The sequence below is a fragment of the Mesorhizobium sp. LNHC252B00 genome (assembly GCF_000502955.1).
Classification (GTDB): domain Bacteria; phylum Pseudomonadota; class Alphaproteobacteria; order Rhizobiales; family Rhizobiaceae; genus Mesorhizobium.
The window spans coordinates 25,382-48,057 of sequence record NZ_AYWO01000003.1 but is presented as its reverse complement, the minus strand read 5'-3'; the positions used below and the strand labels follow the sequence as shown (position 1 = coordinate 48,057).

Below are 22,676 nucleotides of genomic sequence, written 5' to 3'. Positions count from 1 at the left end.
CGATGGCTTCTGTCACGCTCGAAAAGGTCCGCAAGGATTATGGCGCCGTCCGCGTCCTGCACGCGGTCGACCTTGAAATCGCCGATGGCGAATTCGTCGTCCTGGTCGGGCCGTCAGGCTGCGGCAAGTCCACGCTTTTGCGCATGATCGCCGGGCTGGAGGAGGCTTCCGGCGGCGAGATCCGCATCGGCGAGCGACTGGTCAATGACGTGGCACCCAAGGACCGCGACATCGCCATGGTGTTCCAGTCCTATGCGCTCTATCCGCATATGGACGTGTCGAAGAACATGGGCTTCAGCCTGCTCTTGAAGAAAGCGGAGAAGACGACGATCGACGCGAGGGTGGACGGCGCGGCCAAGCGGCTCGGGCTCGACACGCTCCTGCAACGCCTGCCGCGGCAATTGTCCGGCGGCCAGCGCCAGCGCGTCGCCATGGGCCGTGCCATCGTGCGCGATCCCAAGGTCTTCCTGTTCGACGAGCCGCTGTCGAACCTCGACGCCAAGCTGCGCGTCCATATGCGCGCCGAGATCAAGGCGCTGCACCAGCAACTTAAAACCACCTCCGTCTACGTCACCCACGATCAGATCGAGGCGATGACCATGGCGGACCGCATCGTCGTCATGCATGACGGGCTGATCCAGCAGGTCGGCGCGCCGCTCGATCTCTACGACCGGCCGGCCAACATGTTCGTCGCCGGTTTCATCGGTTCACCCGGCATGAATTTCCTGCCGGCGACGGTTCGCAAGGGCGGTGCCTCGGAGGCCGTGCTGGCCGATGGCCAGGCGCTGCTGTTGCCAGAAGGCCTGCCGCTGAAGGGCGGCGACGCCATCACAGTCGGTCTGCGGCCCGAGCATATCCGGCTGGCAGACGACGGCGCATTGAAGGGCGAGGTGGTGGTGGTGGAGCCGCTCGGGCTTTCGACGCAGTTCTACGTCAAGCTGGCCAGCCAGCAGCTTTGCGTCTTTGCCATGGGCCGAGCCGGGGTAAAGCCCGGCGACGTGGTACGGTTGGCAGCCGATCCGGCGTCGCTGCATCTGTTCGATCCCAAAAGCGGTGATCGCATCGGCTGATAGAACTCAGCTGGTGAGGGGATTTGGGACGCGATCGACACCGTTGCACAGCGATCTGTACAGCGCGCTGAACAACCTGAATGACGGGCCTATGGATTACGAACGGCCGCAGCAGGCACCGTTCCCGGGTGGGAAATACAAGGGATGACTACATCTCCATTAACTAAAGTAACGGAACGTCCAACAGACATTTGCGGAACCTAACGAGACCCCTCAGACCTTTGCGAGTAGAGAACAAGACTTTAGTCCTGCCGCCTTCTAAAAGAACGGGAGCCATTTCGCCACGCGTTGGGCCGCCATGCGAGAGGCAAATACCGCCGGCTGCATCTGCAAATATGAGCGAGTCGGCGGTGCATGATTATGGTGCGATCGCGTGAGGCTGCCGTGGCTCTATCCGCGAGGGCTTCTTTTGGGCAGCGGCGAGCTGTCCAAGGGGTTCTCAGCCGACTTGGCTGATCGCCGTTCTTTTAGCCATAGGGACTTCTTTCTTGCCGCCAGAATATCGTCCCGAACGCTATCTTCGGCGGTCACTCCCCTGTGCATCGCGGCAATCGCATAGTCGGCTCTGTTGGTTCGATAGTCGCCTTTCTGAATGGACATGGTTCTCTCCCATTTCGAGGCATCCCCCCTTTAGCCTGACGCTGAACTAACTGCCTATCCGTCGTGGGAGTCTACCAATTGGCGATTGTGTTAAAATGATACACTTCACAGACTTGGTGAAGCCGTGAGGGCGTGAAGCGTTTAGAAATGTACGAGGTGCGCGACCTCCGCACGTTACAAACGAAAACGCCGCCCATTGGGCGGCGTTTCGGCATTGCAGAGGGAAACCCAGATTACTTGATCTTGGTTTCCTTGAATTCGACGTGCTTCTTGGCGACCGGGTCGTACTTGCGGAACGACAGCTTGTCCGTCTTGGTGCGGCTGTTCTTGCTGGTCACGTAGAAGAAACCGGTGTCGGCGGTCGACAGAAGCTTGATCTTGATGTTTGCGGCTTTGGCCATGATATCAGTCCGTTTGTTCGTGGGGTTTTGGCCGCTGGAGCACGGGGAAACACCCGGACGCGGGAAACTTGGCGCGACACATAAAGAACGCGCCTGGAAAGTCAAGCCCGGTATGCCTTGTGCGACCCGCCCGAGCCTGCCGGTGACTGGAAATCAGCGGTTTCTGTCGCCGCTGCCGCGACCTTCTTCCAGTCTCCGGTCGTGTTCCACCAGCGATTCGGATTGGCGCGGTCATCCAGCCCCTTGGAACGGCTGGCCAGGATCGGCTGAATGCGGATCACCGGTTCCTGGTAGGAATGGGCCTGGAAAATCGCCTCGGCGACGCGGGCGGCCAATGCCTGGTCGTCGGGCAATTCGAAGGAAACCTCGACAGTGCCCGGGCGCCGCCGCAATTCGGTTTCGGCCCCGGCGGCCGCACCGTCGAGCGGCCTGTAGCGCTCGATGCCATTTGCCGACTGATAGGCATTGCGGTCATATTTGCCCATGGCCAGCGGCGCGATCGCGACCACCGCGTCCATGATGCGGTCGACATCGGCGGCCGGGGCCTGGAAGGTCACAAGCAGAAGCAGTGTCATTCGTAGCGATGTGGTTTCAAAGCCGCTGTCGATCATGGAAGTGTCCTCAAGTGTTTTGGGACACCCTTTTAGCCCTGTGCTCCTGACACGGTTCTGTCAGCAGCCTCTCACCGTGCCATCCCAATGCGGGCTGGCAGCAATCGCGCTACAGCAGGATCTTGCGGACCAGCCTGAAGGCGACCAGGGCAATGTAGGCGGCGAAGAACAGGCCGAGCGACCAGCCGAAGCCGGTTGGACCGAATGCATCCATGCCGATGCCGATCGCCTGCGGACCGAGAACCATGCCGACGCCGTAGCACAGCACGAAGGCGGCGTTGGCCGACGCCAGTTCATGGCCCGAAAGCTGCGAGCCGAGATGGGCAAGGCCGATCGTGTACATGGCAGCGACGACGCCGCCCCAGACGAACAGTAGTGCGGCCATCAGATGCCAGTTCTGGGCGAAGAAGGGCATGAAGGCCGTGCCGGCGAGGCCAACCATGGCGCAGGCAATCAGCAAATAGCGGCGGTCGCTGACGCGGTCGCTGATCATGCCGATGGGGATCTGCAGCAGCACGTTGCCAAGGCCTATCATGGTCAGGAGAAGGGCTGCGTCGGCCTCGGAATAGCCGATGCGGCTGCCGTAGATCGGGAACAGCGCAAAGCCGCCGGTTTCCACCGCGCCGAATACCAGCACGGCTGCGGTCGCCGACGGCACCAGCCAGATGTAGCGCAGGAAATTGCTGGTCTCGCCGTCGGAGACGATGGTCGGGCTCTCGTTGCGCGCTGCAAGCACCGGTATGGCCGCCAGCGTCACCAGACAGATGATGACGCCGAACGGTCTGAAGCCGGAACTGCCAAGATGGGCGAACAGCCACGGTCCGGCGGCAAAGCCGAGCGACAGAACCGTGGCGTAAATGCCGAGGACAAGGCCGCGCCGGTGCGGCGGCGCCGAGGTGCTGATCCAGAATTCAGACAGGATGAACAGTACCGTCAGCGCGATGTGCAGCACGATGCGCAGTGGAAACCACATCCAGAAGTCGGGTGCGAAATGAAAGCCGACAAAGGCCAGCGCGCCGGCGGCGATCATGGCAATCATGGTCCACGCGACGCCGAAGCGCATCGCAAGCGGTGTGGCCAGCGGTGCACCGGCGATCGAGGCGAGGCCGGCGACGGCCGTGTTGAGGCCGATCATCGAGGCTGAATGGCCGCGTGTTTCGAGGATGACGCTGAGCAGCGGCATGCCGAGCCCGATGGCAATACCGACGACGCTGATCGACGAGATCGCCGCCACCATCGGCAGCCAGTGTACGCGTTCGTCGCCCTGTTGTTGGGTATCGACCGTCATGGGTGCTGATTACTCTGTCTTTTTGATCTTACGCAATTCCGGACGGAAAACCGCGTCACACTTTTCCTGGAATTGCTCTAGAGAAGTTCGCGGGTGAAGCGGTTGCGGACAAGCCGGTAGAAGGGTACGGGGCCGGCCGGACGCAGCAGCGGATCATGGGCGAGGCGCCTTTGCAGCTCGTCCAGGATCATTCGGGTGATGTCGGGTATGTCGGCTTCCCGGGCCTTGGCAAGCGGCAGCCAGACCAGCTCTTCGAGTTCGTTGGTCGGACCGCCACCCGGCAGTTCGACCGCGACATCGTCGCGCCAGGCGCTAAAGAAACGGGTGTCGAAGCGGCGCACCCGGTTGGGCGGCGTGATAGCGCGTGCGATGAAACGCAGCATGTCCAGGGAGGGCTGCACGCCGTGTTCGGCAAAGCCTTGCCAGTCGGGCCGGGCGGTGGTGAAAGCGCCTTTGCGGCCGATCAGCAATCCGGCTTCTTCATAAGTCTCGCGGATGGCCGACAAGGCGATGGCGCGAGCTCGTGCGGTGCTTGTGCGGCCGGGCCCGGCGATCAGCCTGGCTTCCTGCTCCGGATGCAATGCGGCAGCGACAGGGATGCGGCTGTCGGCCGGATCGGTGCGGCCGCCGGGAAAGACGAACTTGCCTGGCATGAAGGCGTGGCCGGCATGGCGGCGACCCATCAGGACCAGCACGTCATCGCGCTTGCGGTCGAGCAGGATCAGCGTCGCGGCATCACGGGGGCGAATTGGCTGGTCGCTTTGGGCGATCATGCTCCGTCCGATCTTGTCGACTTCCGCCTTGGTCATACCGTCCATGCGCAGGAACTAACGGAAACTTCTGGCAAGCGAAAGTGGCCTTTCACGGTCGGGATGTTGCGCCAGGCCGCATTCTTGGTTGCGATTCAGGCTCCGGGATGCGGCTCGATCACATCGTTTTCGTCGCCGAAGCCATGCATATAGAAGGCCCATTGCAGTCCGATGACGGCACCCTTGACCGGCTGCAGCAGCGCGACCGACAAAAGTATGGTCAGCGGCACCCAGATGGCGATGTGCTGCCACGTGGACAGGGTGGACGTTGCCTCCACGCCCATGAAGGCGCCGAGCACGATGTGGCCGACAATGACGATGACGAGATAAGCAGGCAGGTCGTCGGCGCGGTGGTGATGCAGTTCCTCGCCGCAGACACTGCACGCATCGACGGTCTTGGTGAACGCGCCAAACAGCTTGCCATCGCCGCAGTGCGGGCAGCGACCGAGCAGGCCGCGCTTCATCGCCGTCCATAGCGGGCGGGCAGCCCGGCCCGAGTGATGTTCTCCGCCGAAAACCTGTTCTTCCGTGGCTGTTGTCATCATCGTCTCCTGCCGCGCGAACCCGGTCGCGATTGCGACGCGCGGGCGCGGCCTTTGGCCTTGTGAAACGACCGCTTGGAGCCCGGCAAAGGCTTCGGATCGGTCAACATCTCGAAGCGCATCGCGCCGGCCATCGGTGCCACCTCGACGAGCCGGACCTCGACGCGGTCCGCGAGCTGGTAGCCTTTGCCCGAGCGTTCTCCGAACAGGGAACGGGCTGTCTCGTCGTATATGTAGTAATCGCCGTTCAATGTTGACACAGGGATGAAACCATCCGCGCCGTACTGCGGCAATTGGACAAATAGTCCTGATTTGGTGACGCCAGAGATGCGGGCGTCGAAACGGTCGTCGATGCGCTCGGCGAGATAAGCGGCGACAAGACGGTCGACCGTATCCCGCTCTGCCGCCATTGCGCGGCGTTCCGTGCCTGAGATCAGTACCGCGACGTCTTCGAGACGAGCCGCTTCGTCCTGCGTCAACCCGCCCGGACCAAGGCCGAGTGCGGCAATAAGTCCGCGATGCACGATCAGATCGGCGTAACGCCGGATCGGCGAGGTGAAGTGAGCGTAGCGCCTGAGGTTGAGACCGAAATGGCCGATGTTCTTGGGCGAGTATTCGGCCTGGCTCTGCGAGCGCAGCACCACTTCGTTGACAAGGCCCTCATTGTCGGCGCCGCGCACGCGCTCCAGGATGCCGTTGAACTGGCTTGGCTGCATCTGCGCGCCGCGGGCCAGCGACAGGCCCAGCGTTTGCAGGAACTCACGCAGCGATTCCTGTTTGGCGAGCGATGGCGCGTCATGCACGCGGTAGACCAGTTCCTGCTTCTTCGCCTCCAGCGTCTCGGCTGCCGCGACATTGGCCTGGATCATGAATTCTTCAATGAGCTTGTGGGCATCGAGCCGATCCGGCACGATGACGCGATCGACGGTGCCGTCCGGCTTGAGCACGATCTTGCGCTCCGGCAGGTCGAGCTCAAGCGGCTGGCGGCCCTCGCGGCCGCGCTTGAGGATCGCATAGGCTTCCCACAGCGGCTTCAGCACCGTATCGAGGATCGGACCGGTCTTCTCGTCCGGCGCGCCGTCGATCGCCGCCTGAGCCTGGCTGTAGGCGAGCTTTGCTGCCGACTTCATCATGACGCGGTGGAAGGAGTGCCTGAGTTTGCGGCCTTGCGCCGAAAACACCATGCGCACCGCCAGCGCCGGACGGTCCTGGCCCTCGCGCAGCGAGCAGAGATCGTTGGAGATGCGCTCGGGCAGCATCGGCACCACGCGATCCGGGAAATAGACCGAATTGCCGCGTTTCAGCGCCTCGCGGTCGAGCGCCGTTCCATAGCGCACATAAGCCGCGACATCGGCGATCGCCACGGTGGCGACCACGCCGCCGGGGTTCTTCTCGTCGAGATCCGGTGTGGCGAAGACGGCGTCGTCATGATCCTTGGCGTCGGCCGGATCTATGGTGACCAGCGGCAGGTCGCGCCAGTCCTCGCGGTGAGCGAGGGTCGCCGGCTTGACGGCTTCGGATTCGGCGATGACGTCGGCCGGAAAAATATGCGGAATGTCATGTGCGTGGATGGCGATCATCGAGACCGCCTTTTCGCTGGTCAGCGAGCCCAGCACGTTGAGCACCTTGGCTCTCGGCAGCCCATAGCGGGAGGCCCGCGCAGGCTCGACCTCGACCAGGTCGCCGCTTTTGGCGCCGTTTTGGAATTCCTTGTCGACGATCAGTTCGGGCTGGCGCCGTTCGACCGGCTCGATGCGGAATGTGCCGTCCTGCAGGATGCGAAAGACACCGAGCACGGCGTCAGTGCGCTTTTCGAAGATCTTCACCACGCGTCCGGTGTATGCCGGACCTCCCAGGGCGACATTCGTCTCGTCGGCGGGAAAGGTCTTGGCCAGCACGCGATCGCCAATGCCGGGGGCCGGTCCCCCGCCACTGCGCGACAGGCGGATGGAAACGATGGGTGGCGGTCCGTTGGCTGAATGTTCGGTAGGACGCGCCAACAGCACGCCATCTGCATCACGATCAAAAATATCCAGGACCGTGACGTGGGGCAGGGCACCGACGCGGGCCAACCTTTTGCGCTCCTTGGTCAGGAAACCTTCGTCCTGCAGGTCGCGCAGCAGATCCTTCAGCCAGATGCGGTCGTCGCCGCGCAGCGCGAACGCCTTCGCGATGTCGCGTTTTCCGGCGCGATCGGGATTTTCGGCGATGTAGCGCAGGATTTCGTCACGCGAGGGCCGATAGTCGTCCTTGACCTTGGCCCTCGTGTCGGCGGTGCGCGGATCGCCGTGGGTTCTACCGGTGATCTTGCGCGCCACGCCGTCCTACCCTCTTTTCTTCGCTGCCGGCTTCTTGGCTGCGGTTTTCTTGGCCGCGGGCGCCTTGGCTGCTGCCGCTTTCCGGAACGGCTTCTTGGCGCCGCCGCCGCCCTTGGCTTCTTTCTCGGCAATCAACGCCAGCGCGTCCTCGATCGTCACCGACTGCGGATCCTTGCCCTTGGGCAAGGTGGCATTGACCTTGCCGAAATTCACGTAAGGCCCGTATTTGCCGTCGCGTACGACGATCTTGCCACCGCCGTCGGGGTGTTCGCCAAGCTCCTTGAGCGCTGCGGCAGTGCCGCCATTGCGGCCGCCCTTGCCCTTCAACTGCTTCTCGGCGATCACCGACACGGCGCGGTTCAGCCCGATCGAGAACACGTCCTCGATGCTGTCGAGATTGGCGTAGGTGCCGTCATGCAGGACGAACGGGCCGTAGCGGCCGAGCCCGGCCGAGATCATCTTGGCCGTTTCCGGATGCTGGCCGACGTCGCGCGGCAGCGACAGCAGCGCCAGCGCCTTCTCGTGGTCGATCGATTCTGCCGTCCAGCCCTTGGGCAGACTGGAGCGCTTGGCTTCCTTGCCGTCGCCGCGCTGCAGATAGGGGCCGAAGCGGCCGCTGCGCAGCGTGATTTCCTCTGACGTATAAGGATCCTTGCCAATGACTTTGGTACCGTCTTCGCCGCCGCCATTCTCGCCATTGGGGTTGGCAGCGTCGCCGAGCTGGCGGGTGAAGGAGCATTCGGGATAGTTCGAGCAACCGACGAACGCACCGAACTTGCCGAGCTTCAGCGACAGGTTGCCGGTGCCGCATTTCGGGCAGATGCGCGGATTGGAGCCATCCTCGCGCGCGGGAAACACCAGCGGCGCCAGTTCCTCGTTGAGCGCATCCAGCACGTCGGTGACGCGCAACTCCTTGATGTCGCCGACGGCGCCCGAAAAATCCTTCCAGAAATCGCGCAGCACATCCTTCCAGGCGAGCTTGCCGTCGGAAATCTCGTCGAGCTTTTCCTCGAGGGACGCGGTGAAGTCGTACTCGACATAGCGCTTGAAGAAGCTTTCGAGGAAAGCCGACAGCAGGCGGCCCTTGGCCTGCGGCACCAGCCGGCGCTTGTCGATGGTGACGTAGTCGCGGTCTTCGAGCGTCTTCAGGATCGCCGTATAGGTCGACGGGCGACCGATGCCGAGCTCTTCCAGCTTCTTGATCAGCGAAGCCTCGGAATAACGCGGCGGCGGCTCGGTGGTGTGCTGCGTGGCGTTGATTGCCTGGCGGGCAAGCTGCTCGCCGGCGCGGATCTCGGGCAGGCGACGGTTTTCCTCGTCTTCCGCGTCGTCTTCCTTCTGGTCGGTGTAGGCGGCAATGAAGCCGTCGAAGCGAACGACCGAGCCGACGGCGCGAAGCTCGGCGGTGCGCGCGCCGTTGACCGCCTCGATTTCGGCGGTGGTGCGCTCGATTTCGGCCGGCTGCATCTGGCTGGCGATCGCACGCTTCCAGATCAACTCATAGAGGCGCATCTGGTCGGAATCGAGATACTGTCTGACCGATGCCGGAGTGCGCATGAAATCCGTCGGGCGGATCGCTTCGTGCGCTTCCTGGGCGTTCTTGGCCTTGGTCGTGTAAAGGCGTGGCTTTTCCGGCAGGTATTTCGGGCCGAATTCCTTGGCGATGGCATCGCGTGCGGCGTCGATCGCCTCGGGTGCCATCTGCACGCCGTCGGTTCGCATATAGGTGATCAGGCCGGTGGTCTCGCCGCCGATCTCCATGCCTTCATAGAGCCGCTGCGCCACCTGCATGGTGCGGCTGGCCGAGAAGCCAAGGCCCGATGAGGCGGCCTGCTGCAGTGTCGAGGTGGTAAAGGGCGGGCCGGGATTGCGCTTGGTCGGCTTGGCTTCGACCGACACGGCCTTGAAGGTCGCGCCTTCGAGCATCGTCTTGATGTCATCGGCCTGCGCCTTGTTGGAAATGTCGAGCTTTTGCAGCCTCTTGCGATCGAAGGCGGTCAGCCGCGCTTCGAAGTTCTCGTTGCGCGGCGTGCCCAGCAGAGCCGCGATCTGCCAGTATTCCTCGCGGATGAAGCGCTCGATCTCGGATTCACGGTCGCAGACCAGGCGCAGTGCAACCGACTGGACGCGTCCGGCCGAGCGGGCGCCCGGCAGTTTGCGCCACAGCACCGGCGACAGCGTGAAGCCGACGAGATAATCCAGCGCCCGGCGGGCGAGATAGGCATCGACCAGCGGCGCATCGATCTGGCGCGGATTGGCCATCGCTTCCAGCACCGACGACTTGGTGATGGCGTTGAAGACGACGCGGCTGACCGGCTTGTCCTTCAGCGCGCGCTTCTGCTTCAGCACCTCCAGCACATGCCAGGAGATGGCTTCACCCTCGCGATCCGGGTCAGTTGCGAGGATCAGGCCGTCGGCATCCTTGACCGCCTTGGCGATGTCGGCAAGCCGCTTGCCCGAAGCGGTGTCGACCGCCCAGGACATGGCGAAATCCTCGTCCGGACGCACTGAGCCGTCCTTGGCTGGCAAATCGCGGACATGGCCGAACGAGGCCAGAACCTTGTAGTTCTTGCCGAGGTATTTGTTGATTGTCTTTGCCTTGGCCGGCGATTCGACGACGACGACGTCCATGAGGTCTCATATCAGCTGTGGTGCGGCAGAAGAATTCCGCTGCGCGCGACGAAATCTCGTTCATGTGTCGCTCACATGGCGGCGCTTTTGCATCCGGTCAAGGGGAAGCGCCCCAAATTGCGGGGCTCTCTGCAGCAATACACTCTTAGAGTGTATGGAGGAAATCACAGAATTTTGGAAAAGGGAGATGGTGACCCCTAGCCATCGGAAAAGGCGCGATGTCATTGAAAACGACCGATCTGCTTTCCACGCGAGTCGCTGAACCGAAACCGGTGGTTTGCTGCAAGGTGGTCGACGCCCGCCGCATGAAGATTGCCCGGCGACCAGCCCTTGTACCGCCATCAGGCGGCTGGGTACCGAGTACGCTAGTCGGCCTTGACGATATGCCAGACCTCGCCGACGCCGTCGCCGCTCACATCGCCGGGCTTCTTGTCCTTGATAAAGGTATAGACCGGCTTGCCGTCATAGGCCCACATCTTGGTGCCGTCGGTGCGGCCGACAACGCTCCATTCGTCTTCCGGCTTGGCGCCGGCTGCGGCCTTCAGCGGCGGCCAGTTGGTGGCGCATTTGTCGTAGCAGTTGCTCTTGCCCTTCTCGTCCTTGTCATAGGTATAAAGCGTCATGCCGTTGGCGTCGGTGTATATCTTGGTGCCATTGACCTCGGCTTCCTTCCACGCGTCGGCAGCGAAGGATGCAGCGGTGCTGAGCAACAGCGCTGCCAGCCCAACGGTTATGGTTTTCATGGAGATCTCCTTGACTGATATCTGGAGACGCGCGGGAAATCGCGGCCTCACCGCATCAACGCCTGCGCGTCCCCGTTTCTTCCCGGCAAGTGCGCTCGGCAAGGATGATCTTGCCAACACTATGGTGATTGGTGGACAAGGCTGCGCGTCGCTATATCAGCCACGGCACTGGAGTTCTTGGAAATGGCATTGGACATCGGCTATGTTAGCGCGGTCGGGGCGGGAGCGATCTCGTTCCTGTCGCCTTGCGTGCTGCCGCTGGTGCCGCCCTATCTCTGCTATATGGCAGGCGTCTCGGTCGATGATTTCCGCGGCAATGCGGGCGCGACGGCGCGCGAAGGCGCACGTGGCGCGCTGCTCTATTCCTCGATCGCCTTCGTGCTCGGTTTTTCCACCGTGTTCGTTGCGCTCGGAGCCGGTGCGTCGACCATCGGCCGGCTGCTGCGGGTCTGGCAGGAGCAACTGGCGATGGGCGCCGGTGTGCTGATCATCCTGATGGGCCTGAACTTCCTCGGCATCCTGCGCATCCCGCTTTTGTCGCGCGAGGCGCGCTTCCAATCGCAAGGCAAGCCGGCGAGTGTGATCGCCGCCTATGTGATGGGGCTGGCTTTCGCGTTCGGCTGGACGCCATGCATCGGCCCGGTATTGGGGCCGATCCTGACACTGGCCGGCGGCCGCGAGACGGTGGGCGAGGGCGCGCTGCTGCTTGCCGCCTATTCGCTCGGCCTGGGCGTCCCATTCCTGATCGCGGCGCTGTTTTCCGGTGCGTTCATGCGCTTCCTCGGTAAATTCCGCGTCCATCTCGGCCGCGTCGAAAAGGCGATCGGCGCGCTGCTAGTCGTCGCCGGCGTCTTCTTCCTCACCGGCGGCGTGCAGACCGTGTCGTATTGGCTGCTGGAGAATTTCCCGGTGCTGGGAAGGTTGGGGTAGGCACCCGACATAAGATTTGCACTCTGGATCCACTGATGCACTCTGGACCCACTGATTAAGAGTCAGCTGCTCCACCATCTCACCGGAATTTAACCGCATTGGTGCAGCATGGCGCCACTGTTAGCATGTCCTGATTCCCAACCCCTTCATATGGTTGCCTTCCATGAGCCAGAGATCCTGCCTGTCCGTCATCCTCGCCGCCGGCGAAGGCACGCGCATGAAGAGCGCGCTGCCGAAGGTGCTGCACCAGATTGCCGGGCTGCCGATGGTCGCTCATGTGGTGAAGGCGGCGGAAGCCGCCGGTGCCGGCGACCAGGCGCTGGTGATCGGCCATGGCGCGGAAGAAATGCGCAAGGCGGCGGCAAAATTCGCTCCGAAAGCCGAGACCTTTGTCCAGGAAAAGCGCCTCGGCACCGCACATGCCGTTCTGGCCGCACGCGATGCGATATCAAAGGGTTATGACGATGTCCTCGTGATGTTCGGCGACACGCCGCTGATCGATCCGGGCGCGCTGATCGCGGCGCGGCGTAAGCTGGCGGGAGGCGTTGCCGTCGTCGTCATCGGCTTTCGTACCCCCAATCCAACTGGCTATGGCCGGCTGATCGAAAAGAGTGGCAAACTGGTCGCCATCCGCGAGGAGAAGGATTGCAGCGAGGAAGAGCGGAAGATCACTTTCTGCAATGGAGGGTTGATGGCGGTAGTCGGCGTCCAAGCGCTGAAGCTGCTCGACGCGGTCGGCAACAAGAATGCCAAGGGCGAGTATTACCTCACCGACATCGTCGAGATTGCCAGCGCGCGAGGCCTCGATGTCGTTGCGACCGAAGCCAGTTTTGAAAATGCACTCGGCATCAACAACCGCGCCGAATTGGCGCAGGCCGAAGGCATCTGGCAGGCCCGCCGTCGGCGCGAGGCGATGTTTTCGGGCGTGACGCTGATCGCGCCGGAGACCGTGTATTTCTCGCACGATACCGAGATCGGGGCCGATACGATCGTCGAGCCCAATGTCTGGTTCGGTCCAGCGGTGAAGATCGCCACAGGCGCCAGGATCCATGCCTTCAGCCACATCGAAGGCGCCACCATCGCTTCGAATTGCGATGTCGGGCCGTACGCGCGGCTGCGGCCGGGCGCCGATCTCAGGCAAAGGGCCAAGGTGGGCAATTTCTGTGAGGTCAAGCAGGCTGTTATCGAGGAGGGCGCCAAGGTCAACCATTTGACCTATATCGGCGATGCGCGGGTTGGCGCCGGAGCCAATGTCGGCGCCGGCACCATCACCTGCAACTATGACGGCTATTCGAAGTTTTTCACCGACATCGGCGAGGGCGCCTTTGTCGGCTCGAATTCCTCACTGGTGGCCCCTGTCACCATCGGCAAGGGCGGTTATATCGCCTCGGGCAGCGTCATCACCGAAAGCGTGCCCGACGATGCGCTGGCCTTCGGCCGCGCCCGCCAGAAGACGATCCCTGGCAAGGGCAAGGAGCTGCGCGAGCGCTTTGCTTCGGCCGCGGCGGCGAAGAAAAAGTAAACCCGGCCCGGAAAAAACCGAACAATTGCAGTAACCGGATTGCAAGAGCGATCTGTCATGGTGCATGCGTGCAGAAGCGTTCCGTTACACGGGACGAAATGCAATGTGACTTTCGCGGCAGGCCGGCCATCCCTAAATAGCGCTGGTTTTCCATGGGGAATCGGGGGCTGTCTGTATGTGCGGTATTGTTGGGATCGTCGGCCACTCGCAGGTTGCGCCGCTCATCGTCGATGCGCTGAAGCGGCTCGAATATCGCGGCTATGACTCGGCCGGCGTCGCCACCATCGAGCACGGCCAGCTTGGCCGCCGCCGCGCCGAAGGCAAGCTGGTCAACCTCGAGCGCTTGCTGAAAAACGAGCCGCTCGACGGCACGATCGGCATCGGCCACACGCGCTGGGCGACGCATGGCGTGCCCAACGAAACCAATGCGCATCCGCATTTTTCCGACGGCGTCGCCATCGTCCACAACGGCATCATCGAGAATTTCGCCGAGCTGCGCGACGAACTGATCCGCGACGGCTATTCTTTCTCGTCGCAGACGGACACCGAGGTCGTGGCGCATCTGGTGGCGCGCGAACTTGCCAAGGGGCTAAAGTCAGTTGATGCCGCGCACCAGGCGCTGAAGCGGCTGGAAGGCGCTTTCGCGCTGGCGATCATGTTCAAGGGCGATGAAGACTTGATCGTCGGCGCCCGCAACGGTCCGCCGCTGGCTGTCGGCCATGGCGATGGCGAGATGTTTTTAGGGTCCGACGCCATCGCGCTCGCCCCGTTCACCAATTCGATCACCTATCTCGAAGATGGCGACTGGGCGGTGGTGCGCCGCGACGGCGTCACCATCTTCGACATCGACGGCACAAAGGTCGACCGCAAGCGCCAGCAGTCGCTCTCGACCAGTTTCATGGTCGACAAAGGCAATAGGCGCCACTTCATGGAGAAGGAAATCCATGAACAGCCCGAGGTGATCTCGCACACGCTGGCGAATTATCTCGACTTTGTCGGCGGTGTTTCCAAGCCGCTGGACCTGCCTTTCGATTTTGCCAAAATCGACCGGCTGGCGATTTCAGCCTGCGGTACGGCGTATCTAGCCGGCCTGATCGGCAAATACTGGTTCGAGCGCTATGCGCGGCTGCCGGTCGACATCGATGTCGCCTCCGAATTCCGCTACCGCGAAATGCCGCTGTCGAAGAGCGACGCGGCGTTCTTCATCTCGCAGTCGGGCGAGACCGCCGACACGCTGGCCTCGCTGCGCTACTGCCGCAAGGCGGGGATGAAGATCGGTGCCGTCGTCAACGTGCGAGAATCGACCATGGCGCGCGAATCCGACGTCGTGCTGCCGACGCTCGCCGGGCCGGAGATCGGCGTCGCCTCGACCAAGGCGTTCACCTGCCAGCTTTCGGTGCTGGCATCGCTCGCCGTGCGCGCCGGCGTGGCGCGTGGCACGATTTCGAAGGAGCAGGAAAAGATCTTTGTGCGCGAGCTTTCGGAGGCGCCGCGCTTTGCCAACCAGGTGCTGAAGCTCGACCATCAGATCGAAAAGATCGCGCGCGAGCTCGCGCACTACAAGAACGTGCTCTATCTCGGCCGCGACACCAACTTCCCGCTGGCCATGGAAGGCGCGCTAAAGCTCAAGGAAATCTCCTACATCCATGCCGAGGGCTATGCCGCGGGCGAACTGAAGCATGGCCCGATCGCGCTGATTGACGAGAACATGCCGGTCATCGTCATCGCGCCGCATGACCGCATCTTCGAAAAGACCGTGTCGAACATGCAGGAAGTGGCGGCGCGCGGCGGCAAGATCATCCTGATCACCGACAGCAAGGGTGCGGCACTGACGAGCGTGAAGACGATGGAGACGATCGTGCTGCCGGACGTGCCGGAAATCATCTCGCCGATCATCTATGCGCTGCCGATCCAGATGCTCGCCTATTTCACCGCCGTGTTCATGGGCACGGACGTCGACCAGCCGCGCAATCTGGCGAAATCGGTGACAGTGGAGTAAGTTTTGCCCCCAAATCGGGAGGTTGAGCCGAATGGCATCGAAATTCGCACGTCCAGTTCATCCTGGAGAATTCCTGCGCGAAGAATATCTCGCCCCGCTCGGCATGAGTGCCGGCGCGCTGGCAAAAAAGCTTAATCTTCCGCGCACCCGTATCGAGCGCATTGCCAAGGAGGAGATCGGCTTGACCCCCGATACGGCCCTCCGCCTCGCCAGACTTTTCAACACCACACCCGAATTCTGGATGAATTTTCAACAGGCCTATGAGCTTGAAACCGAAGCCAAGAAACTGGCGCCGGAACTCGAGAAAATCGAACCGCTAGACGCGGCGGCATAATCGGCGCTTTAAAAACTTCGCAGTTCCAATGCGCCCTCTGGTTCATTATGTTGCGGTGCAACCCGCGTCCCCGGTGAACCATGTCCGACGCTCCTAAGACCTCCGGCATGACCCGGCTGAGGAATTATTTCCTCACAGGCTTCGTTGTCTGTGCGCCACTGGCGATCACCGCCTACATCGCCTGGTCGTTTATCGGCTGGGTCGATTCCTGGGTGAAGCCCTATATTCCGTTGCGCTACAGTCCTGATACGTACCTGCCGTTTCCGGTTCCGGGGTTCGGGCTGATCGTGGCGCTGATTCTGATCACGCTGATCGGTTTCCTGACGGCCAACATCGTCGGCCGCGCCATCGTCAATTCCGGCGAACGGCTGCTTGGCCGCATGCCGCTGGTGCGAGGCATCTATGGTTCGCTGAAGCAGATTTTCGAGACCGTGCTGTCCAACAAGGGCGATATGTTCCGCCAGGTCGGGCTGGTCGAATATCCGCGCAAAGGCGTTTGGTCGCTGGTGTTCGTCGCTAGCGAGAAAGAGACCGAGATCAACCAGAAACTCGATCAGGAAGGCGATCCGCTGATTGCGGTGTTCATGCCTTGCACACCGAACCCGACGACCGGCTTTCTGATGTATGTGCCGAAGTCGGACATCGTGCTGCTCGACATGACGATCGAGGACGGCGCCAAGCTGATCGTCTCGGCCGGGCTGGTGGCGCCCGAGGTCAAGCAAATGGTCGTCGTGAACGGCGAGCCGATCGAGGGAATGCTGGCCAACCCGTCGGTTGCCGCCTTGGCTCAGCCGGCGCGCAGGAGCCGCACGGCCTCGTCGCGTCCGAACAAATAAAGCAGCAGGCGCAGCGCCTCGCCACGCTCGGATTGCAGCTCCGGGTCGCGCGACAGGATCAGCCTGGCGTCGTCACGGGCGGCCTCCAGAAGGTCGGCATGCGCCTCGATGCGCGCCACCTGGAAACCCGGCGTGCCGGACTGGCGGGTGCCCAGCAATTCGCCTTCGCCGCGCAACTTCAGGTCTTCCTCGGCAATCAGAAACCCGTCTTCGGTCTCGCGCATCACCGACAGCCGGCGTTTCGCGGTCTCGCCGAGCGGGTCCTTGTAGAGCAGCACGCAGGAGGACGGCTTGTCGCCGCGCCCCACCCGCCCGCGCAACTGGTGCAACTGGGCGAGGCCAAAGCGTTCGGCATGTTCGATGACCATGACGGTGGCGTCCGGCACATCGACCCCGACCTCGATGACCGTGGTGGCGATCAGGATGCGTGTCTCGCCCTGCTTGAAGGCGCGCATCGCCTCGTCCTTCTCGGCGCCCTTCATGCGGCCATGGACAAGGCCGATGCGGTCGCCGAACAGCGGCTTCAGCGAGGCAAAACGGTCCTCGGCGGACATCAGCTTGATCTCTTCGGATTCCTCGACCAGCGGACAGATCCAGTAGATCTTCTGGCCGCCGGCAACGGCGTCGACCATGCGGCCGACCAGTTCGTCCAGCCTTTCCAGCGGCAAGGTGACGGTGCGGATCGGCTGGCGGCCGGCCGGCTTTTCCGTCAGCTTCGACACGTCCATGTCGCCGAAGGCGGTCAGCACCAGCGTGCGCGGGATTGGTGTCGCCGTCATCACCAGCATGTCTGGTGCATCGCCCTTGGCGGTGATGGCAAGGCGCTGGTGGACGCCGAAGCGGTGCTGCTCGTCGATGACGGCGAGGACCAGGTCGTGGAAGGTGACGGTCTCCTGGAACAGCGCGTGGGTACCGACGACGATATCGATCTCGCCGCTGGCCAGGCCTGCCAACGTGTCGGTGCGCTCGCGGCCCTTTTCACGGCCGGTTAGAATGGCGATGCGCAGTCCGACCTTGGCGGCAAGCGGCGCGATCGTCGCCAGGTGCTGGCGCGCCAGGATTTCCGTCGGCGCCATCAAGGCGGCCTGGCCGCCGGCCTCGACGGCACGCGCCATGGCCAGCAACGCCACAACCGTTTTGCCGGAGCCGACATCGCCCTGCAAAAGCCGCAGCATGCGTTCGGGATCGGCGAGGTCGGCATTGATTTCGGCCAGCGCAAACTCCTGGCTTGATGTCAGCGAGTAGGGCAGTGCGGCGCGCAGCTTCTCGACGATGCTGCCGTCGCCGACCAGGGGACGACCAGACAGGCGGCGAACTTTTGCCCGCACCAGCGCCAGTGAGACCTGGCCCGCCAGCAACTCGTCATAGGCGAGCCGCCGCCACGCCGCGCCGTCGACAGAGACGTCGATCGGGTCTGCCGGATTGTGGATGCGGGCGAGCGCATCGCCAAAGGCCGAAAAGGTGTGCCGGCGCATGAAGGCGCCGTCCTGCCATTCGGGAAATTCAGGCACGCGCGCCAGCGCCTGGCCTATCGCCCGGCGCAGCACCTTGCCCGAGAGCCCTGCGGTGAGCGGATAGACCGGTTCGACCAGTGGCAGGTTCTCCGCTTCGCTGGCCAGCGCTATATGGTCGGGGTGGACCATGGTCGGGCGGCCGTTGAACCATTCCATACGGCCGGAGACCACCACATGCTCGCCCTCGGGCATCGCCTTTTCGAGATAGGAAGCATGCGCATGAAAGAAGGTCAGCGCGATCTCGCCGGTGTCGTCATGGGCATAGACCCGGTAGGGTATCGACCTGTTGCCGCGCGGCGGCGGCTGGTGGCGGTCGATGCGCACGTCGAGCGTTACGATCTGGCCTTCAGCGGATCCTGCGATACCCGGACGGCTGCGGCGGTCGATGACGCTGTGCGGCAGCACGAACAGAAGGTCGGCGGCGCGGGCGGCGCGATCGCCGAGATCGGCGGTGACGACTTTCTCTATCAGGGCGCCAACCTTCGGCCCGACGCCGGCAAGCGAAGTGATCGGGACAAACAAGGGATCGAGGATGGTGGGGCGCATGATGTCAGCTTATGTTGCGACGGCTACAGCGCAAGGCTGACAGCACCTTCTATCCACGCTATATGCGCCGCAGCAAGCGAGGATGCGGCACAATGACCGGAACGACGAGATCAAGCGAGGGGCTGGACGCTCACCGCCGCAAGCTTCTGTTTCGCTCCTGGCATCGCGGCATGCGCGAGATGGACCTGATCCTCGGCACTTTCGCCGACGCTGAGATCGGCGCCTTGACCGACGAGGAAATCGACCAATATGAGAAGCTCCTCGACATTCCCGACACTGAATTCCTGCCCATGGTCACCGGCGAACGCCCGGTCCCGGCAGATATCGATTGTGCCGTCCTGCGAAAGATCCTGGCGTTCCGCCACTCCATGACATTCTGAACACAAGCAATTCCAGGAAAAGTGCGAAGCGGTTTTCCGTCCGGAATTGCGACAAGCAAGACAGTGATTTCATGAGCCTCATTCCCACCATCGGTCTGCCGAAAGGCCGCGCCGGCCAGTTCATCGTCGACGGCGTCGCCGACGGCTACGAAGCCTTCGCGCTGGTGCAGGCGGCATTCGAGATCGCGCCCGACAAGCCGGTGCTGTTCGTGGCGCGCGACGGCCAGCGCCTGCCGGCGATCATCGAGGCGCTGTCCTTCGCGGCGCCAGGTCTGCCGATCCTCGAACTACCGGCCTGGGATTGTCTGCCCTACGACCGCGTGTCGCCTGGTTCGGATGCCGCCGCCAAGCGCCTCGATGCGCTGACCGCCATGATCGCGCTGGCGAAAAAGCCGCATCGCGCCGTCATCCTCACCACTGCCAATGCACTGCTGCAGCGCATTCCGCCGGCTGAACTGGTCGAGGCACAGACCTTCCACGCCAGGCCCGGCAACCAGATCGACATGAACGCACTGGTGTCGCGGTTGGAAACATCCGGCTTCGAGCGGGTGCCGACGGTGCGCGGCATCGGCGAATTCGCGGTGCGCGGCGGCATTCTCGACCTGTTTGCCCCAGGCTGGACGGAGGCGCTCAGGCTCGACTTCTTCGGCGACACGCTGGAATCGATCCGTGTCTTCGACGCCGCTACCCAGCGCACTACGGGCCAGCGCAAATCGATGGCGCTGCAGGCGATGAGCGAAGTGGCGCTGACGCCGGAAACGATCAGCCGCTTCCGCCGCTCCTATATCGAAGCTTTTGGCGCACCGCAGCGCGACGACGGGCTCTATGCGGCGGTCAGCGAAGGCAGGCGCTTCGCCGGCATGGAGCACTGGCTGCCGTTCTTCTACGAGCGGTTGGAGACGGTGTTCGACTATCTCACCGATACACCTGTCGTCTTCGACCATCTGGCGCATGAGGCGCTGGCCGAACGCCACACGCTGATCCTCGATCACTACGAAGCGCGCAAGAAGCAGGCCGACGGTGCGCTCAGGGATGCCGTGCCCTACAAGCCGGTGCCGCCGGATCTGCTCTATCTCTCGCCGGAAAACCTGATCGCCTCGCTAGGGCCGCGCGAAGCGATCGATTTCACGCCGTTCGATGCGCCCGATGCCGGCGCGAAGAAAGTCTACCACGCCGGTTCGCGGCACGGCCGCAGCTTCGTCGAGGAACGCGCCGACCCCAGCATCAATGTGTTCGACGTCGTGGTCAAACACATCGCCGACGAGCGCGCGGCGCGCCGCCGCGTCGTCGTCGCCGGCTGGACCGAAGGTTCACTCGACCGGCTTGGCCAGATCCTTGGCGAGCACCATCTCGGCAACCTCAAGCAGGTCGCGACCCTGGCGGAAGCCGAAAAGCTCGAGCCGGGGCAGGCGGCGCTCGCCGTGCTGCCGCTCGAATCCGGCTTCGAGACCGAGAAGCTGGTCGTCGTCGCCGAACAGGATATTCTCGGCGACCGGCTGATCCGGCGCTCGAAGCGCAAGAAGCGTCCCTCGGATTTCATTGCCGAAGCCTCGGCGCTGTCGGCGGGCGACATCGTCGTCCATGCAGACCATGGCATCGGCCGTTTCGTCGGTCTGCGTACCATCGAGGCAGTCGGCGCGCCGCATGATTGCCTGGAAATCCACTATGCCGGCGACGACCGGCTGTTCCTGCCAGTCGAAAACATCGAGCTTTTGTCGCGCTACGGTTCTGACACCGCCGAGGCGACGCTGGACAAGCTCGGGGGCGGCGCCTGGCAGTCGCGCAAGGCGCGGCTGAAGAAGCGCCTGCTCGACATGGCCGGGCAATTGATCCGCATCGCCGCCGAACGGCAGATGCGCGCCGCACCGGCGCTGGTGCCGGCCGAAGGCCTCTACGGCGAGTTCTCCGCCCGCTTCCCCTACGAGGAGACCGACGACCAGCAGACGGCGATCGACTCGGTGCGCGACGACCTTGGCGCCGGCAAGCCGATGGACCGGCTGATCTGCGGCGATGTCGGCTTCGGCAAAACCGAGGTAGCGTTGCGGGCCGCCTTCATCGCGGCGATGGAAGGATTTCAGGTGGCGGTGGTGGTGCCGACGACACTGTTGTCGCGCCAGCATTTCAAGACGTTTTCGCAGCGTTTCTCAGGCCTGCCGATCCGCGTTTCCCAAGCCTCGCGTCTGGTCGGTGCCAAGGAACTGGCGGAAACGAAGAAGGGCATTGCCGAGGGCCAGGTCGACATCGTCATCGGCACCCATGCGCTGCTTGGGTCCGCGATCTCGTTCAAGAACCTTGGCCTGCTGATCATCGACGAGGAGCAGCACTTTGGCGTCAAGCACAAGGAACGGCTGAAGGACCTGAAGACCGATGTGCACGTGCTGACCCTGTCGGCGACGCCAATCCCGCGTACGCTGCAACTGGCGCTGACCGGGGTGCGCGAGCTGTCGCTGATAGCCACGCCGCCGGTCGACCGCCTGGCGGTGCGCACCTTCATCTCGCCCTTCGATCCGCTGGTGATCCGTGAGACGCTGCTGCGCGAACGCTATCGCGGCGGGCACTCCTTCTACGTGGTGCCGCGCATCAGCGATCTCTCAGAAATCCATGACTTCCTGAGAGAATCCGTACCCGAACTGAAAGTTGCGGTGGCCCATGGCCAGATGCCACCGGGCGAACTCGATGACATCATGAATGCCTTCTACGACGGCCAGTACGACGTGTTGCTGTCGACCACCATCGTCGAATCCGGCCTCGACATCCCAACGGCCAATACGCTGATCATCCATCGAGCCGACATGTTCGGCCTGTCGCAGCTCTACCAATTGCGCGGCCGCGTCGGGCGTTCGAAGGTGCGCGCCTATGCGCTGTTCACGCTGCCGGCCAACCGCAAGCTGACCGACACCGCCGAGCGCCGGCTGAAGGTGCTGCAATCGCTCGACACGTTGGGCGCCGGCTTCCAGCTGGCCAGCCACGACCTCGACATCAGGGGCGCGGGCAATCTTCTGGGCGAGGAGCAGTCCGGCCACATCAAGGAGGTCGGCTTCGAACTCTACCAGCAGATGCTGGAAGAGGCCGTCGCCGAGGTGAAGGATTCCGGCGAGGTGCTGGATGGCGGCTGGTCGCCGCAGATCGCCGTCGGCACGGCGGTGATGATCCCGGAAGGCTATGTGCCGGACCTGCAACTCAGGCTGGCGCTTTATCGCCGTCTCGGCGATCTCGAAAACACCGAGGAGATAGATGCTTTCGGCGCCGAGCTGATCGACCGCTTCGGCCCGCTGCCCGAGGAGGTCAAGCATCTCTTGAAGATCGTCTTCATCAAGGCGCTCTGCCGCAAGGCCAATGTCGAGAAGCTCGACGCCGGGCCGAAGGGCGTCGTCATCCATTTCCGCAAGCGTGAATTCTCCAACCCGGTCGGGCTGGTCAGGTTCATCGGCGAGCAGGGGTCGCTAGCCAAGATCCGGCCGGACCACAGCGTCGTGTTCGTGCGCGACTGGCCAACGGCCGAGAAGCGGCTGGCGGGCTCCGCGGTCGTCATGACACAACTGGCGCGGCTGGTGGAGAAGGCGGCGGCGTAGGGCAGGGATAGGACACCGCCTCGCCAGGCG

General features: G+C 63.1%; 18 protein-coding genes. 8 read left to right on the top strand and 10 right to left on the bottom strand.

The genetic code is table 11. The features are described 5' to 3' along the window. The first annotated feature begins 2 nt into the window (after nt 1–2). Nucleotides 3–1,070 carry a sn-glycerol-3-phosphate ABC transporter ATP-binding protein UgpC gene (gene ugpC, locus X744_RS164960; RefSeq protein ID WP_023757506.1) on the top strand — a complete coding sequence of 356 codons (1,068 nt, stop codon included), beginning with the start codon at nt 3–5 and terminating at the stop codon, nt 1,068–1,070. Nucleotides 1,071–1,460: 390 nt separating this feature from the next. Here the strand turns inward: ugpC and X744_RS1000000171455 are convergent, their stop codons facing one another. From X744_RS1000000171455 to X744_RS165000, 9 genes are all read right to left on the bottom strand, one after another. Then, nucleotides 1,461–1,670 carry a hypothetical protein gene (locus tag X744_RS1000000171455; protein ID WP_084025140.1) on the bottom strand — a complete coding sequence of 70 codons (210 nt, stop codon included), beginning with the start codon at nt 1,668–1,670 and terminating at the stop codon, nt 1,461–1,463. A 233-nt stretch (nt 1,671–1,903) separates the two neighbouring features. After that, nucleotides 1,904–2,071, bottom strand: coding sequence for a 50S ribosomal protein L33 (gene rpmG / locus X744_RS164965; RefSeq protein WP_006201775.1), 168 nt, complete (start codon nt 2,069–2,071; stop codon nt 1,904–1,906). A 101-nt stretch (nt 2,072–2,172) separates the two neighbouring features. Beyond that, entirely contained in the window at nt 2,173–2,682 is a 510-nt protein-coding gene (locus tag X744_RS164970; protein WP_023757505.1) for a hypothetical protein, read from the bottom strand. Nucleotides 2,683–2,791: 109 nt separating this feature from the next. Then, nucleotides 2,792–3,970: an MFS transporter gene (locus tag X744_RS164975; protein WP_023757504.1), complete on the bottom strand. Its 1,179-nt coding sequence runs from the start codon at nt 3,968–3,970 to the stop codon at nt 2,792–2,794. 77 nt (nt 3,971–4,047) lie between these two features. Then, nucleotides 4,048–4,788 (bottom strand): NUDIX hydrolase, encoded by a 741-nt coding sequence (locus X744_RS164980; protein WP_023757503.1) that lies wholly within the window; start codon nt 4,786–4,788, stop codon nt 4,048–4,050. Nucleotides 4,789–4,874: 86 nt separating this feature from the next. Next, the gene (locus tag X744_RS164985) at nt 4,875–5,321 is read right to left on the bottom strand and encodes a DUF983 domain-containing protein (RefSeq protein WP_023757502.1); all 447 of its coding nucleotides are present in this window, start codon (nt 5,319–5,321) and stop codon (nt 4,875–4,877) included. Beyond that, a complete protein-coding gene (gene rnr / locus X744_RS164990; RefSeq protein ID WP_023757501.1) occupies nt 5,321–7,639 on the bottom strand; it encodes a ribonuclease R in 2,319 nt (772 codons plus the stop codon). Before rnr ends, X744_RS164985 begins: the two co-directional genes overlap by 1 nt. Before the next feature lie 6 nt (nt 7,640–7,645). After that, entirely contained in the window at nt 7,646–10,270 is a 2,625-nt protein-coding gene (topA, locus tag X744_RS164995) for a type I DNA topoisomerase (protein WP_023757500.1), read from the bottom strand. A gap of 365 nt (nt 10,271–10,635) precedes the next feature. Further along, a complete protein-coding gene (locus X744_RS165000) occupies nt 10,636–11,013 on the bottom strand; it encodes a hypothetical protein (protein WP_023757499.1) in 378 nt (125 codons plus the stop codon). A gap of 183 nt (nt 11,014–11,196) precedes the next feature. Here X744_RS165000 and X744_RS165005 point away from each other — a divergent pair, with 183 nt between their 5' ends. From X744_RS165005 to X744_RS165025, 5 genes are all read left to right on the top strand, one after another. Beyond that, nucleotides 11,197–11,943 (top strand): cytochrome c biogenesis CcdA family protein, encoded by a 747-nt coding sequence (locus X744_RS165005; protein ID WP_023757498.1) that lies wholly within the window; start codon nt 11,197–11,199, stop codon nt 11,941–11,943. 163 nt (nt 11,944–12,106) lie between these two features. Beyond that, entirely contained in the window at nt 12,107–13,465 is a 1,359-nt protein-coding gene (gene glmU / locus X744_RS165010) for a bifunctional UDP-N-acetylglucosamine diphosphorylase/glucosamine-1-phosphate N-acetyltransferase GlmU (protein ID WP_023757497.1), read from the top strand. Nucleotides 13,466–13,640: 175 nt separating this feature from the next. Continuing rightward, the gene (gene glmS, locus X744_RS165015) at nt 13,641–15,464 is read left to right on the top strand and encodes a glutamine--fructose-6-phosphate transaminase (isomerizing) (RefSeq protein WP_023757496.1); all 1,824 of its coding nucleotides are present in this window, start codon (nt 13,641–13,643) and stop codon (nt 15,462–15,464) included. Nucleotides 15,465–15,495: 31 nt separating this feature from the next. Further along, complete coding sequence (locus X744_RS165020; protein WP_023757495.1) at nt 15,496–15,798, top strand: HigA family addiction module antitoxin; 303 nt, start codon at nt 15,496–15,498, stop codon at nt 15,796–15,798. Between the two features lie 80 nt (nt 15,799–15,878). Beyond that, entirely contained in the window at nt 15,879–16,634 is a 756-nt protein-coding gene (locus X744_RS165025; RefSeq protein ID WP_031259610.1) for a DUF502 domain-containing protein, read from the top strand. On the opposite strand, the gene recG is transcribed toward X744_RS165025, so the two are convergent. Then, nucleotides 16,586–18,694, bottom strand: a complete 2,109-nt coding sequence (recG, locus tag X744_RS165030) for an ATP-dependent DNA helicase RecG (RefSeq protein ID WP_023757493.1) — start codon at nt 18,692–18,694, stop codon at nt 16,586–16,588. The two genes, X744_RS165025 and recG, sit on opposite strands and share 49 nt — an antisense overlap. A gap of 92 nt (nt 18,695–18,786) precedes the next feature. Between recG and X744_RS165035 the strand changes: the two genes are divergently transcribed. After that, nucleotides 18,787–19,074 carry a succinate dehydrogenase assembly factor 2 gene (locus tag X744_RS165035; protein ID WP_023757492.1) on the top strand — a complete coding sequence of 96 codons (288 nt, stop codon included), beginning with the start codon at nt 18,787–18,789 and terminating at the stop codon, nt 19,072–19,074. 71 nt (nt 19,075–19,145) lie between these two features. Beyond that, nucleotides 19,146–22,646, top strand: coding sequence for a transcription-repair coupling factor (gene mfd, locus X744_RS165040; protein ID WP_023757491.1), 3,501 nt, complete (start codon nt 19,146–19,148; stop codon nt 22,644–22,646). Nucleotides 22,647–22,676 lie beyond the last annotated feature (30 nt).